This is a genomic window from Hydrogenophaga sp. R2 (assembly GCF_049843595.1).
Taxonomy (GTDB): Bacteria; Pseudomonadota; Gammaproteobacteria; order Burkholderiales; family Burkholderiaceae_C; genus Hydrogenophaga.
Window position 1 is genome coordinate 438,484 of sequence record NZ_JBBHZN010000001.1, and the last position, 13,416, is coordinate 451,899.

12 protein-coding genes and 1 pseudogene are annotated in these 13,416 nt (G+C 71.8%); 6 read left to right on the forward strand and 7 right to left on the reverse strand.

The window, feature by feature from the left end; genetic code table 11:
• The first annotated feature begins 98 nt into the window (after positions 1-98).
• Genes WD026_RS02150 through WD026_RS02160 form a run of 3 tightly spaced genes read left to right on the forward strand, consistent with a single transcriptional unit; the run spans position 99 to position 2,385 of the window.
• Positions 99-422, forward strand: a complete 324-nt coding sequence (locus WD026_RS02150; RefSeq protein WP_425722015.1) for a hypothetical protein — start codon at positions 99-101, stop codon at positions 420-422.
• Complete coding sequence (locus WD026_RS02155; RefSeq protein ID WP_425722016.1) at positions 419-1,087, forward strand: response regulator; 669 nt, start codon at positions 419-421, stop codon at positions 1,085-1,087. The genes WD026_RS02150 and WD026_RS02155 overlap by 4 nt, the downstream gene beginning before the upstream one ends.
• Positions 1,084-2,385 (forward strand): sensor histidine kinase, encoded by a 1,302-nt coding sequence (locus WD026_RS02160; protein WP_425722017.1) that lies wholly within the window; start codon positions 1,084-1,086, stop codon positions 2,383-2,385. Before WD026_RS02155 ends, WD026_RS02160 begins: the two co-directional genes overlap by 4 nt.
• A gap of 12 nt (positions 2,386-2,397) precedes the next feature.
• On the opposite strand, the gene WD026_RS02165 is transcribed toward WD026_RS02160, so the two are convergent.
• Positions 2,398-3,018, reverse strand: a complete 621-nt coding sequence (locus WD026_RS02165; protein WP_425722018.1) for a LysE/ArgO family amino acid transporter — start codon at positions 3,016-3,018, stop codon at positions 2,398-2,400.
• Positions 3,019-3,044: 26 nt separating this feature from the next.
• Positions 3,045-4,964: a sigma-54-dependent Fis family transcriptional regulator gene (locus tag WD026_RS02170; RefSeq protein ID WP_425722019.1), complete on the reverse strand. Its 1,920-nt coding sequence runs from the start codon at positions 4,962-4,964 to the stop codon at positions 3,045-3,047.
• A gap of 111 nt (positions 4,965-5,075) precedes the next feature.
• Between WD026_RS02170 and WD026_RS02175 the strand changes: the two genes are divergently transcribed.
• Positions 5,076-5,888 (forward strand): alpha/beta hydrolase, encoded by an 813-nt coding sequence (locus WD026_RS02175; protein WP_425722020.1) that lies wholly within the window; start codon positions 5,076-5,078, stop codon positions 5,886-5,888.
• 35 nt (positions 5,889-5,923) lie between these two features.
• Here the strand turns inward: WD026_RS02175 and WD026_RS02180 are convergent, their stop codons facing one another.
• The 5 genes from WD026_RS02180 to WD026_RS02200 form a co-directional block, all read right to left on the reverse strand.
• Positions 5,924-6,520 (reverse strand): c-type cytochrome, encoded by a 597-nt coding sequence (locus tag WD026_RS02180; protein WP_425722021.1) that lies wholly within the window; start codon positions 6,518-6,520, stop codon positions 5,924-5,926.
• A complete protein-coding gene (locus tag WD026_RS02185) occupies positions 6,520-7,794 on the reverse strand; it encodes a PQQ-dependent sugar dehydrogenase (RefSeq protein WP_425722022.1) in 1,275 nt (424 codons plus the stop codon). Before WD026_RS02185 ends, WD026_RS02180 begins: the two co-directional genes overlap by 1 nt.
• 175 nt (positions 7,795-7,969) lie before the next feature.
• Positions 7,970-8,707, reverse strand: a complete 738-nt coding sequence (locus tag WD026_RS02190; RefSeq protein WP_425722023.1) for a YoaK family protein — start codon at positions 8,705-8,707, stop codon at positions 7,970-7,972.
• An 8-nt stretch (positions 8,708-8,715) separates the two neighbouring features.
• Complete coding sequence (chrA, locus tag WD026_RS02195) at positions 8,716-10,059, reverse strand: chromate efflux transporter (protein WP_425722024.1); 1,344 nt, start codon at positions 10,057-10,059, stop codon at positions 8,716-8,718.
• Positions 10,060-10,077: 18 nt separating this feature from the next.
• Positions 10,078-10,704 (reverse strand): exopolysaccharide biosynthesis protein, encoded by a 627-nt coding sequence (locus WD026_RS02200; protein WP_425722025.1) that lies wholly within the window; start codon positions 10,702-10,704, stop codon positions 10,078-10,080.
• A 570-nt stretch (positions 10,705-11,274) separates the two neighbouring features.
• Between WD026_RS02200 and WD026_RS02205 the strand changes: the two are divergent.
• A pseudogene (locus tag WD026_RS02205) lies at positions 11,275-12,012 on the forward strand (peptidase domain-containing ABC transporter); the annotation flags it as partial.
• Positions 12,005-13,414, forward strand: coding sequence for an HlyD family type I secretion periplasmic adaptor subunit (locus tag WD026_RS02210; protein ID WP_425722026.1), 1,410 nt, complete (start codon positions 12,005-12,007; stop codon positions 13,412-13,414). The pseudogene WD026_RS02205 and the gene WD026_RS02210, both read left to right, overlap by 8 nt.
• The last annotated feature ends 2 nt before the right edge of the window (positions 13,415-13,416 follow it).

Consider the following 13,416-nt stretch of genomic DNA (forward strand, 5'->3'; position numbering starts at 1 on the left):
GGCGCTGTCCACGGCCCGCACTGTGGCGGCGCACACCGCAATGGCGTTGCCACGGGCCATTGCGTTTCCGTTGCGGTGCGGCGGGTAGAGTCGCGCGCATGCATGCACCACCTCTGTTCCGGGGGGCCTGGCTGCTGGCGGCTGCGTTGTGGGCCGGCGCAGCACTGGCCCAGCCGGGCTCCCGCGCCGCTTCCTCCGCCGCCCCGTCCACGCCCGAGGCCGCGCTGGCCTGTGTGGCCGCGCGCTACCAGGGCGAGGCCCTGGCGGTGCAGTGGCTGGCCCGCGAGCGGTTGTGGGAGGTGCGCTGGCTCACGCCGGCGCGGGCGGTGCTGCGCATCAAGCTGGCGCCAGGCTGCCAGTTCGACGAGGTGCACGGTGTGGGCCAGGAGGCCGCGCTCAAACCGGCCGGGGGCACCCGATGAAGCTGCTGGTGGTCGAGGACGACGCCGAACTCTGCGCCCAGGTGTCGGCCACGCTGGAGCAGGCCGGCTTTGTGGTGGACCGGGCACACGACGGCACGCAGGGCGAGTTTCTGGGCAGCACCGAGCGGTATGCCGCCGTGGTGCTGGACCTGGGCCTGCCGGGCCTGGGCGGGGTGGAGGTGCTGCAGCGCTGGCGTGCCGCCGGCCACAACCACCCGGTGCTCATCCTCACGGCCCGCGACGCCTGGGGCGACAAGGTGGCGGCCTTCAAGGCCGGTGCGGACGATTACCTCACCAAGCCGTTCCGGCTCGAAGAGCTGGTGCTGCGGCTGCAGGTGCTGATCCGCCGCGCTGCCGGCCACGCGGGCGGTGAGGTGCGGGCCGGCCCGCTGGTGCTGGACACGGCCACCGGCGTCATCACGCTCGACGGCCTGGCGCTGCGGCTGACCGCGTTCGAGTCGCGCCTGCTGCGCTTGCTGCTGCTGCACAAGGGACGCACGGTGTCCCGCACCGACATGGTCGAGCAGATGTACGACGGCGATGCCGACCGCGGCTTCCGCTCGCTGGAGGTGGTGATGGGCCGGCTGCGCCGCAAGCTGGGCGAAGGCCGCATCGAGACGGTGCGCGGCGAGGGTTACCGTCTGCTCGATGGCGGTGCCCCATGAAGCGGCCGGCCCTGGCTTCCCTGCGCGCCCGGCTGCTGGCCGGCACGGCAGCGCTCACGCTGACGGCACTGCTGCTGGCCTGGTGGTTGATCGCCGGCATTCTGGAGCGCTTTGTCGAGCAGCGTTTCGACGCTGAAAAAACCGCCATCGCGCAGGCGGTGATGGCCGGTGCCGGGTTCGACGCCACGGGCCGTTTCACCATCGACCCGGCCCCGGCCGATCCGCGTTTCGAGCGACCCGGCTCGGCCTGGAGCTGGCAGGTGAGCGACGGCACGTCGGTGCTGGCGCGGTCGCCCTCGCTGCTGTCGGCCGATCTGGGGCCGCAAGGGCGCGGTGCCGACGCGCAGGGCCGCGTGCTGGACCGGCTGGCGCTGGACTTCACTGCGCCGGGCGACGGCCGCGAACTGCTGGTGACGGTGGCCATGCCGGCGCAGGAACAGGTGGACGCCGCCCGCACCGCCACCCGCCCGCTGGCGCTGGCGCTGGCGGTCCTGGGGCTGGTGCTGCTGGCAGGCCAGTGGCTGGGGGTGGGCTGGGGGCTGCGGGGCCTGCGCGCCTTGCAGGCGGATCTGGCCCGGCTGTCGGCCGGTCAGACCGGGTCGCTGCCGCGCCCGGCGGTGCGCGAACTGGAGCCGGTGGCCGACGAGGTGAACGGCCTGATCGAGACCAACCAGCGCACGGTGCAGCGGGCCCGGGCGCATGTGGGCAACCTGGCCCATGCCCTCAAGACGCCGCTGGCGGTGCTGCGCAACCGGGCCTCCCCGGCCGACGCGCCGCTGCTGGAGCGCATGGACCGTTCGGTGCGCTGGCACTTGCAACGGGCACGGGCGGCCGGCCCGGCCACGCCGGGTTTGCGCCGGGTGGCGGTGGGGGCGGTGCTGGACGATCTGGGTCTGGTGCTGCGGCCCCAGGCGCTGCGCCGGGGCCTGGCACTGGAGCTGGCCGCACCCGAGGGCCTGGTGTTTGCCGGCGAGCCCGAAGACCTGACCGACCTGTTGGGCAACCTGCTGGACAACGCGCTGCAGTGGGCCACCACCGTGGTGCGGCTGGAGGCACGCCGCGAAGGCCGCGACCTGTGGCTGACCATCACCGACGACGGGCCCGGCATACCGCCGCACGCCCGCCAGGCCCTGCTGGCGCGGGGCGCACGGCTGGATGAATCGGTGCCCGGCAGCGGTCTGGGGCTGGCCATCGTGGCCGATCTGGTGGGGCTCTATGGGGGTGAGCTGCGGCTGGAGGACGCACCCGCATTCCCCAGCGGCCTGAGGGTGCAGGTGCGCTTGCCGGCCGCCGACTGAGCCAGGCGCGGCTTACCAGCCCGCCACCGCCTGCCGCAGCATCAAGCCCGCCAGCACCCACATGGTGGTGCCGATGATGGCGTCCAGCCATTGCCAGGCACGCGGGTGCTCGAACCGCGGTGCCAGCCAGCGCGCGCCAAAGCCCAGCGCACCGAACCACACCGCACTGGCGGTGCAGGCGCCGGCCACGAACCAGCCGCGCAGGGCGGCGGGCTGCTGCGCGCCGATGCTGCCCACCAGCAGCACCGTGTCCAGGTAGACATGCGGGTTGAGCAGGGTGAAGGCGGCGGCCTGGGCCAGCACGGCGCTGCGGCTGCTGCCGGTGGTGTCGCTACCGGCCCGCAAGGCATCGGGCTGCCACACACGGGCCCAGGCGCGCCAGCCGTACCAGGCCAGGAACGCGGCGCCCACGCCGGCCAGGGCGCGCGCCAGGCCGGGGCTGTTGCCCAGGGCCTGGGCCATGCCGAACACGCCGGCCGCGATCAGCACCGCATCGCACACGGCGCACAGCAGCACCACGCTGCCCACGTGTTCGCGCTTGAGGCCTTGCCGCAGCACGAAGGCGTTCTGCGCGCCGATGGCCACGATCAGGCCCAGGCTCAGGGCCAGTCCTTGCAGGTAGGCGCCGGTCACGTGCGGGTCGGGACGTGCATGGGGTGTCAGCCGGCCCGGTTGGGGGGCACCACGCCGGCGCGCTGCATGCGGCGGTACAGCGTCATGCGTGAGAGGCCGAGCTGGCGTGCCACTTCGCTCACGTTCCAGTGGTGCTCGCGCAGGGCCTGCAGCCAGTCGGGCTCGGCGCCCGCGGGCAGGCTGGATGCCGGGCGGGTGGGGGCGTCGGCGCTGCGCAGTTCGGGCAGGTCGTCCAGGCCGATGCGGCCGTCGGCGCAGACGCTGGCGGCGTAGTCGAGCACGTTGCGCAGTTCGCGCAGGTTGCCCGGCCAGGGGTGGGCCAGCAGGCGGGCGCGGGCCTGGGCATCCAGGCTGCAGCGGCGGGACGCACGGCCGGGCATGTCGCCCAGCAGCCGGTCGATCATGGGGCCGAGGTCGCTGCGCTCGCGCAGTGGGGGCAGGGCAATGTGCGCGCCATTGAGCCGGTAGTACAGGTCGTCGCGGAAGCGCCCGGCGCGCACCAGGGCCTCCAGCGGCGCATGCGTGGCGGCCATGACGCGGATGTTCACCGGCACCGCGCGCGTGGCACCCACCGGCAGCACCTCGCGTTCGGACAGCACGCGCAGCAGCCGGGCCTGCAGGGGCAGCGGCATGTCGCCGATCTCGTCCAGGAACAGGGTGCCGCCATCGGCCTCCTGGATGAGCCCGCGCTTGCCCTTGGGGCCGGCACCCGAGAAGCTGCCGGGCAGGTGGCCGAACAGTTCGCTCTCGATCAGGCTTTCGGGGATGGCGGCGCAGTTCACCGCCACGAAGGGCCGGTGGCGGCGTTCGCTGGCGGCATGCACCGCCTTGGCAAAGTACTCCTTGCCCGAACCGGTCTCGCCGGTGATGAGCAGGCTGATGGGCGTGTTGACCAGCTTGGCCACGCGCTCGATCTGGCGGTCGAGCACGGCGTCGCCACCGCTGAGGGCCGCCAGGGGCGCGGGCACGCTGGCGGCGGACCGCTCGGCACTGGGGCCGGGGCGGGGCGGCGGCGGTGTGGCCGAGAGGAACAGCAGTTCGCTGCCGCCGCTGCGCATGACGGCGCGCTGGTCGCCGGGGCGGCCCGGCACGAAGCGGCCGATCTGGTCGAAGCCCAGGTCGAACAGGCTGTCGAAATGCCGGCCCAGCAGCGCGCTGCCGTCGGGCCGTTGCAGGGCGAGCTGGGCGCGGCGGTTGTGGCCCACCACGCGGCCGTTGTCGTCCAGCGCCAGCAGGTACTCGGGCTGCACGTCCAGGAACTGCGGCGCGCTGGACAGGCGCAGCACCCAGTGCGGGCGGTGGCGGTGCAGGAAGGCGGCGTTCTCGATGTCGTGCGCCACGCTCTTCACCAGCTGCAGGGCCAGGTGCTGGCTCTCCTTGGGCTGGCTGGAGCTGAGCTGCGAGATGTCGAGCACGGCGCTCAGCCGGCCTTCGCTGTCGAACACCGGGGCGGTGGTGCAGGTGAGCGGGATGTGGGTGGCGTCGAAGTGGTCGTCCAGGTGCACCGTGAGGGCCTGCCCGGTGCTGATGCAGGTGCCCACGCCGCAGGTGCCGGCGTGCTGTTCGCTCCAGTCGGCGCCCAGGTACAGGCCGGCCTTGCGCAGGCTGGGCTCGAACACCAGATCGCCCAGAAAGTCCACCGTGATGCCGCGCGCGTCGGTCAGCAGCACCACATAGCCCAGGCCGGCCACGGTGCTGTAGAGGGTCTGCAGGCCGTGGCGGGCGATGTGCAGGAAGGCCTCCATCTGGTCCTGGTGCTCGCGCAGCCGGGCCTGCGGCAGGATGACGGCCTCCTGCATGCGGGTGGGGTCGAGCCGGTGCTCGTGCACGCAACGCAGCCACGAGTCGCGGATGACCTGTTCGTGCCGTGCGGCCGCCCGCGCACCGGCGCCGTCGGCCGCCACTTCCATGACGGTGGCGATGTGCTGGCGCTGGCTGGCATGCATGGTTGTCTCCCGGGGTTGGGCCATCCGCCACCTTTGCGGCAGGGGGCTGCCGTGTCAACCGGGGAAACCTCAGGCGGGGCCGGCACCACAATCCCCCGCAGGAGGGCATGCATGAACACGCTGCGAACAACGGGATGGCGCCCCTGGCGGGTGGCGCTGGGAATGGTGTCGGGCCTGGTGCTGGCCGGGGCCGCGCTGGCGCAGCCCACCGAGGCGGTGGTGGACGTGCCCACGCGGCCGGGCGTGACGGTGCGGGCCCTGCACCTGGCCAGCCCCGAGGCACGTGCCTCGGTCATCCTGCTGGCCGGCGGGCATGGCGGTCTGCAGCTGGGCAGCGACGGCCGCATCGGCTGGGGCGGTGGCAACTTTGTGGTGCGTACGCGGGCGCGCTGGGCGGCAGCGGGGCTGAATGTGCTGGTGCCCGACGCGCCGTCGGACCGGCAGTCGCCGCCCTTCCTGTCGGGGCAGCGGCAGAAGCCGGAGCACCTGGCCGACATCGAGGCGCTGGTGGCCTGGCTGCGGGCACGGTCACCCGGCCCGGTGTGGCTGGTGGGCACCAGCCGGGGCACGCAGTCGGCCGGGTATGTGGGCACCGAGCTGCCGCCGCCGCGCGGGCCGGACGGTCTGGTGCTGACGGCCACCATCCTCACCGACCCGCAGGGCCGCGCCGTGCCGGCCATGCCGCTCGATCGGTTGAAAGTACCGGTGCTGCTGGTGCACCACCGGCAGGACGGCTGCTCGCACTGCGCACCCGAGCGCGCACCCGCCTTGCTGGCGGCGCTGGGCTCGGCCCCGCGCAGCGAGCTGCTGTGGTTCGACGGTGGCATCAACCGGGGCGACCCCTGCGAGGCAGCAGGTCACCATGGTTTTGCGGGTCTGGATGCCGCGGTGGTGGAGGCCGCGGCGGCCTGGGTGCTGCGCTGAGGCGGGTGCCTCAGCGAGCACGGCGGTCACGCTGGTCAGGGCGCCAGGTGCGCAAAGTAGTGCGCCATGGCGGCCACGTCCTCGTCGGCAATGCCATAGAGCGAGGCGGCCATGATGGTGTCGCGCCCCACGGCCTGGTTGCGCTGGAACTGCCGCATGGAGTGCAGCAGGTAGTCCTCGCGCTGGCCGGCCAGGCGCGGCATCTGTTCGCGCCCGGCGTAGCTGGGCAGGTGGCAGCTGGCGCAGCGGCTGCCGTCGGCCACCTGCTGGCCCCGCGCGAAGCGGGCTGCGTCCTTCGCACCGGGCACCGGCTTGACGGGGGTGGATGCGAAGTAGCCAGCCATGGCGGTCAGGTCGGCATCGCTCACGCCATCCAGCAGGCCCTTCATGGCCGGGATGTCGCGCAGGCCTTCGCGGATGACCACCAGCTGGTTCTCCAGGAAGACGCGCGGCTGTCCGGCCAGCGAGGGGATGTTGGGCAGCACCGACTGCCCGCCCGCGCCATGGCAGGCGGCGCAGGTCTGCAGGCGGGCCTGCAGGTCGGGCGAGAGCGTCTGCGCATGGGCAGCGGACACGGTGCCGGCCACCGCCAGGGTGGCCAGCGTGCGCGTCAGCGAGGACAGGAGCGCCATCACTTGCTGTAGCTGATGCGGTAGATGGCGCCGAGCTGTTCGTCCGACACCAGCACCGAGCCGTCCTTCATTTGCGCCAGGTACGCCGGGCGGCCCCAGAAGGTCTGGTCGGCCGGGTTCATGAAGCCGGTCATGAAGGGCTCGACCTTGGCGTTGCGGCCATCGGCACCGGCCTTGACCACCACCACGTCGAAGCCGGTCTTGGTGGTGCGGTTCCACGATCCCTTGCGGGCGTTGAACAGCGCGCCACGGTACTCGGGCGGGAACATGGTGCCGGTGTAGAACATCACGCCCATGCTGGCGGCGTGCGGGCCCATCAGCGCCACGGGCTGCTCCACGCCGGTGCAGGCGTTGGCCTTCTTCACGTCGGTGTCGGGCAGCTTGCCCTCATGGCAGTAAGGGAAACCGTAGTTCAGGCCGACCTTCTGCATGCGGTGCAGGGTGTCGTTGGGCATGTCGTCGCCCATCCAGTCGCGGCCATGGTTGCTGAACCACAGTTCCTTGGTGGTGGGGTGCCAGTCGAAGCCGACCGTGTTGCGCACGCCGGTGGCCACCACTTCCATGCCGCTGCCGTCGGGGTTGTAGCGGCGGATCTGGGCGTACTCGGGGCTGGGCAGTTCGCAGATGTTGCAGGGCGCGCCGAAGGGCACATACAGCTTGCCGTCTGGACCGAAGGCGATGTACTTCCAGTTGTGGTGCTGTTCCTTGGGCAGCTTGAAGGCGGCGGTCATGTCCACCGGGGCAGCAGCCGGGTTGGTGGTGATGCCGTCATAGCGCAGCACCTTGTCGATGGCCATCACGTACAGCGAGCCCTTGTTCCAGGCCACGCCGGCGGGCTGGTTGAGCTTGTCGACCACCACACGCACGCTGCGCGAGCTGCCGTTGTCGGTGACTTCGTACACGCGGCCGATCCCGCGCGTGCCCACATAGATCTTGCCGTTGTCGGCCATGGCCATGGCACGGCCGCCGGGCAGGCCGGTGGCCCAGATCTCGGCCTTGAAGCCCGGGGGCAGCTTGGCGCGGTCCAGCGGAATCTGGTCGGCCGGCGTGACGGTGAGCTTGCCGGCCAGCGGGGCCAGGGTGGAGCTGGCCATGCTGGCGGGCATGCCCTGCTTCCAGGCAGGTTGCGGGGCCGGCGCGGCAGCGGCGGGTGCGGCGGGGGCGGCAGCAGGGGTGGCGGCCTGGGGCGCCACGGTGGTCTGGGCGCAGCCGGCCAGGGCCAGGGCAGCAGCGGCGGCCAGCAGGGCCGGGCGGCGGGCAAAGGAGGAATGCATGGCGTGTCTCCGGTGTCGTTATGGATGGGGCATGCCATGACCCCGACCGGTGGGTGGGTGCCATGACACGCCGCGCATTGTGTGCATGCTTACGGAGTCTGCCAAGCGGGAAGACCCGGCCCACCCGGGCCGATGCATCACCTTGGTGACATGGCGCCCGCCGGCACCACGCGGGTCAGCGCCGCAGATCGTCCAGCGCGGGCACCGCAGCCAGCGCGGCCAGCACCAGGGCCAGCGGCACGGTGAACACATAGCCCACCGACTTGAAGCCGAAGGCCCCGGCCACCGCACCGGCCATGAAGGCCAGCAGCAACCCGCCCAGCACCACCATGCGCTGGCGGTCGGTGCGCACCGGCACTTCGCCCTCGGCGGGGGTGCGCCGGCTCTGCAGGGCACGCCCGATCTCGATGCCCAGATCGGTGACCACGCCGGTCATGTGCGTGGTGCGGATGACCGCGCCCGACAGCTTGGTGACCACCGCGTTCTGCAGGCCCATCATGAAGCACAGCAGCACCACGGTGAAGGGCACCAGCAGGCCCTCGTACCGCGACAGCTGCGAGCCGGCCAGACCGAACAGCAGGATGAGCGCAGCCTCCAGCAGCAGCGGCAGCGCGTACTCGCTGGCCAGCCGGCGGCGACGGGCTTCCAGGATCAGCACCGAACTGACCACGGCCCCCACCAGGAACGCCAGCACGCTCACCGTGGCGTCCACCACCAGCCCCATCTGCCCCAGGGCCAGCTGGTCGGCCAGCATGGACAGGCTGCCGGTGACGTGCGAGGTGTACTGCTGCACCGCCAGGAAGCCGCCCGCGTTCATGGCCCCGGCCACGAAGGCCAGCGCCCAGCCCAGCTGCCGGTTGGCCGCGTGGGTGCGTTCGCGGTTGAGCAGGAAGCGGGCGTAGTTGGCGGGCATGGCGGGCCTCAGTGTCCGATCAGACCGGGCAGGGCCTGGGTGATCAGCAGGCCGGCCACGGCGCTGGTGGCGATCAGCGTCATCACGCCGGTCTTGAAGCGGAACAGGGCGAGTGCCGCCAGCAGCACCAGCGCGCCGGCCACGGCGTCCACCGGGCCGCTCCAGCCCCGGGGCCACACCACATGCTGTGCGAAGAACACCGCCAGGTTGAGGACGACGCCCACCACCGCCGCGGTGATGGCGCTCAGCGGCGCGGTGAAGCCCAGCTTGCCGTGCGTGGCCTCCACCAGCGGGCCACCGGCCAGGATGAACACGAACGACGGCAGGAAAGTGAAGAAGGTCACCACGCAGGCGGCCAGCATGGCGCCGGCCAGCAGCGCGTCCGGCCCCAGCACCGCCTGCTGCCAGCCGCCCACGAAGCCCACGAAGGCCACCACCATGATCAGCGGGCCCGGCGTGGTCTCGCCCAGCGCCAGGCCGTCGATCATCTGCGGGCCGGTGAGCCAGCCGAAGTGCTCCACCGCGCCCTGGTACACATAGGGCAGCACCGCATAGGCGCCGCCGAAGGTGAGCAGCGCGGCCTTGCTGAAGAACAGCCCCATCTGGGCCAGCGTGGCCTGCCAGCCCTGGGTGGCCACCAGGGCTCCCATCACCAGCACCCACAGCCCCAGGCCCCAGGCCAGCACCCGCATCAGGCCGGCGCGGCTGAAGCGCGCGTGGGACGGCGTGGGGGTGTGGTCGTCGATCACGGCTGGCGCGTGCGGCTCCCCGCTGGCCGCATGGCCCGCGGCCGACGGCGTGAACACGCCGGGCGCCAACCGCGAGCCCACCCAGCCGGCCAGGGCGGCTGCCGCCACGATGGCAGGGAAGGGCGTGTCCAGAAAGGTCAGCGCCGCAAAGGCCAGCGCGGCAATCAGCACCATCCAGCGGTTCTTCAGGGCCCGCGTGCCGATGCGGTGCGCCGCGTGCAGCACGATGGCCACCACCGCCGGCTTGATGCCGTAGAACAGGCCGGCCACCAGCGGTGTGTGACCGAAGCGCAGGTACACCCAGCTGAGTGCCATCAGGATGAACAGCGACGGCAGCACGAACAGTGCACCCGCCACCAGCCCGCCCCAGGTGCGGTGCATCAGCCAGCCGATGTAGGTGGCCAGCTGCTGGGCTTCGGGGCCGGGCAGCAGCATGCAGTAGTTGAGGGCATGCAGAAAACGGTTCTCGCTGATCCAGCGGCGCCGCTCCACCAGCTCGGCATGCATGATGGCGATCTGCCCGGCCGGCCCGCCAAAGCTCACGAAGCCCAGCTTGAGCCAGAACAGGAAGGCTTCTCGGCGGCTGATGGGGGCGGGGTTCATGCGCGGGTTGATGGTGGTTCAGGTCATGCGGGCCAGCAGCGCCAGCCCGGCCTGGATCATGGCCCACACCACGCCGGACACCACCGCCGAGGCCACGGCCGCACCCAGCCAGCCCGCCAGCATCCACAGGCCGTCGCGCTCCAGCACGCCCAGTGCCATCAGCGCAATGGCGAGTGCCGGCAGCGTGTTGCCCAGCGGCACCGGCAGCATCAGCACCACGGCCAGCAACAGGCACACCAGGCCGGCCACGTTCTCCAGCGGCGGGCGCACCATGAAACGCCAGCGCGGCCGCAGCAGCCGCTCGGCCTTCTGCAGCCAGGGCAGCACCCGCCGCACCAGGGCGGCCAGATCGTCCCGCGCAATGGAACGCCGGGCCACCACGCGAGGCAGCCAGGGCTTGAGCCCCAGCATCAGCTGCAGCGACAGGAACAGCAAAGGCGCCCCCAGCACCGTGGACACGCCCGGCGGCACCGGAAAGATGTTGGGCGCCGCGAACACGAACATCAGCGCGCCGAGCGCACGGTCGCCCAGGGCTGCCAGCAGATCGCCGATGGCCACGCGGTCACGGGTGTCGTCGTTCGCCAGGTGGAACAGCACCACCGACAGCGGTGCGGCACCGGGCGAGGGAAGCGGAGGAAGGGTCATGCCGGGGGAAGTATAGGAAGCCTGCGCGAACCGGCCGTGACCGGACGGCTTTGCCGTTCGACCGACGGGATGCAATCAAGAGCTTTTCGTCATGACTTCCCGGAGGCGGCACGCGCGTAATGCGCCACCCCCGCATCTCACGCATCCCTCAACCGGAGGATGCGCCGGTGCCAGGGTCCTGAATGGAGCATCCCCATGAACCAGCCCGCCCCAGGTTGCACACCGGCATGCCTGACCAGCGCCGAACCGGCGCAGATCGATTTCCACATCCACGCCTTCACCAGCCGCCACGGCCACGACATGGTGCTCGACGCCCCCGGCAAGGGCTGCATCGTGATCGACGGCTACCTGCTGCGCGGCGGCCATCCGGTGGCCCCGGGCATCTGGCACAGCCACGACCGGCGCTGGTGCTACCGCCTCACGGAGCAGGGCGACCTGCTGGTCGAAGGCCTGCAGCCCGACCTGTGCTGCCACCTCACCGTGCTGGGCTGGCTGCACCGCTGGACCTCGCCGGCCCGGGCGCTGGGGATCGAGCTGGAGGGGTTGGATGAGGGTGACGACCTGTTGGGTCAGCTGGATGGCGACAGGGGGTTGGAGGACGTGCGCTTCCGCTACACCCCCGATGCGCCCTGGGTGTTGAGCGGCGTGTCGCTGGACATCGCACCTGGGCAGGTGGTGGGGGTGGTGGGCCGTTCGGGTTCGGGCAAGAGCACATTGACGCAGCTGATCCAGCGCATGCACATGCCCGCCGAGGGCCGGGTGCTGGTGGACGGAATCGACCTGGCCACGGTCGATCCGGCCTCGCTGCGTCGGCAGATCGGTGTGGTGCTGCAGGACAACCTGCTCTTTGCCCGCAGCATCCGCGACAACATCGCCCTGGCCATGCCGGCCGCGTCCATCGAACGGGTGATCGAGGCGGCCCGGCTGGCCGGCGCGCACGATTTCATCACCCGCCTGCCCCAGGGCTACGACACGCCGGTGGGCGAACAGGGCTGTTCCCTCTCAGGGGGCCAGCGCCAGCGCATTGCCATCGCCCGAGCCCTGATCGGCCAGCCGCGCATCCTCATCCTGGACGAGGCCACCAGCGCCCTGGACTACGAGAGCGAACGCATCATCCAGGACAACCTGCAGGCCATGGCCAAAGGCCGCACCGTGATCATCGTGGCGCACCGGCTGAGTGCCGTGCGCCATGCCGATCGCATCTTCGTGATGGACCAGGGGCAGGTGGTGGAAAGTGGCACCCACGACGAGCTCATGGGCCATCCGCAGGGCCGATATGCCGCGTTGCAGCGGGTGCAGCATGCGTGAGCCTGCGGCGGGCTGGTGGCAACGGCATCGCCGAGCGTGGCGGCAGGCCTGGGTCGAGCGAGCGTCCGATGCGGCTGCTCGTCCCGGCCACGAGACCGAGTTCCTGCCCGCCGCACTGGCCTTGCAGGAAACGCCACCATCGCCGCTGCCTCGGGCCGTGTTGTGGACGCTGGTCGCGATGCTGGGTGCCGTGCTGGCCTGGGCCTGCCTGGGACAGGTCGATGTGGTGGCGGTGGCCGCTGGCCGTGTGGTGCCCGGGGACCGCACCCAGGTGGTTCAGGCGCTGGAACTGGCCGCTGTGCGGGCCATCCATGTGCGCGATGGTGACCGGGTGCGCGCTGGCGATCTGCTGCTCGAGCTCGACCCGCAGCCGGCCTCGGCCGATCTGCAGCGCCTGCAGGCCGAGCACGATGCCGCCCGCCTGGACCAGGCTCGGGCCACGGCCCTGCAGACCGCGCTGCTCGCGGATGCCGACCCGCGCCTGCCACCCTTGCCGGACGTGGCCCATTCCGCCTGGCAGCAAGCCGCGCAGACCCTGGCCAGCCAGTACGCCGAACACCGCAGCCGGCGCGCGGCGCTGCGGGCCGAGGTGGAGCGCCGCAGCGCCGAGCGCGACGCCGGCCGGGCGCAGATCCGAAAGCTCGAAGCCACCTTGCCGCTGGTGCGGCAACGCGAGGAGGACTTCCAGCGCCTCGCGCAGGAGGCCTTCGTGTCCCGCCATGCCTGGTGGCAGGAAACGCAGACCCGCATCGGCATGGAAGCCGACCTGCAGAGCCTGCGCAGCCGCGATGCCGAACTGACCGCCACCTTGAGCGCTGCGCAAGCACAGGACAGGGCCCTGCTGGCCGAGGCCCGCCGTGCTGCGCTGGAAGCCGCGCAGACCGCATCCCGCCAGCAGGAGGCGCTGGCCCAGGAGCTGGCCAAGGCACGCCGGCGGCGCACCCAGATGGACCTGCGCTCACCGGTGGACGGTGTGGTGCAGCAGCTGGCGGTGCACACCGCGGGCGGCGTGGTCACCGCCGCACAGCCGCTGCTGGCCGTGGTGCCGGACGATGGTGTGGTGGAGGTGGAGGCCCGCCTGGCCAACCGCGACAGTGGCTTCGTGCAGGCCGGTCAACCCGCAGTGGTCAAGGTGGAGACCTTTGCCTTCACCCGCTACGGCACCCTGCCGGGCGAGGTGGTCAGCGTCTCGGCCGATGCGGTGCCGGACGAGCAGCTGGGCTCGGTCTATGCCGTGCGCATCCGCCTGCACCGCAGCCAGCTCGATGTGGACGGGCGCCGGGTCACCCTGTCACCCGGCATGGCGGTGTCGGCCGAGGTGCTCACCGGCACCCGCCGGGTGATCAGCTACTTCCTGTCCCCGCTGGTGCAGCACGCCCAGGAAAGCCTGCGCGAGCGCTAAAG

Coding starts and splice junctions, on each gene's coding strand:
- WD026_RS02160 (WP_425722017.1), top strand. CDS start 1,084: ATGAAGCGGCCGGCCCTGGCTTCCCTGCGCGCCCGGCTGCTGGCCGGC.
- WD026_RS02155 (WP_425722016.1), top strand. CDS start 419: ATGAAGCTGCTGGTGGTCGAGGACGACGCCGAACTCTGCGCCCAGGTG.
- WD026_RS02170 (WP_425722019.1), bottom strand. CDS start 4,964: ATGCATGCCAGCCAGCGCCAGCACATCGCCACCGTCATGGAAGTGGCG.
- WD026_RS02200 (WP_425722025.1), bottom strand. CDS start 10,704: ATGACCCTTCCTCCGCTTCCCTCGCCCGGTGCCGCACCGCTGTCGGTG.
- chrA (WP_425722024.1), bottom strand. CDS start 10,059: ATGAACCCCGCCCCCATCAGCCGCCGAGAAGCCTTCCTGTTCTGGCTC.
- WD026_RS02150 (WP_425722015.1), top strand. CDS start 99: ATGCATGCACCACCTCTGTTCCGGGGGGCCTGGCTGCTGGCGGCTGCG.
- WD026_RS02190 (WP_425722023.1), bottom strand. CDS start 8,707: ATGCCCGCCAACTACGCCCGCTTCCTGCTCAACCGCGAACGCACCCAC.
- WD026_RS02175 (WP_425722020.1), top strand. CDS start 5,076: ATGAACACGCTGCGAACAACGGGATGGCGCCCCTGGCGGGTGGCGCTG.
- WD026_RS02210 (WP_425722026.1), top strand. CDS start 12,005: ATGCGTGAGCCTGCGGCGGGCTGGTGGCAACGGCATCGCCGAGCGTGG.
- WD026_RS02180 (WP_425722021.1), bottom strand. CDS start 6,520: ATGGCGCTCCTGTCCTCGCTGACGCGCACGCTGGCCACCCTGGCGGTG.
- WD026_RS02185 (WP_425722022.1), bottom strand. CDS start 7,794: ATGCATTCCTCCTTTGCCCGCCGCCCGGCCCTGCTGGCCGCCGCTGCT.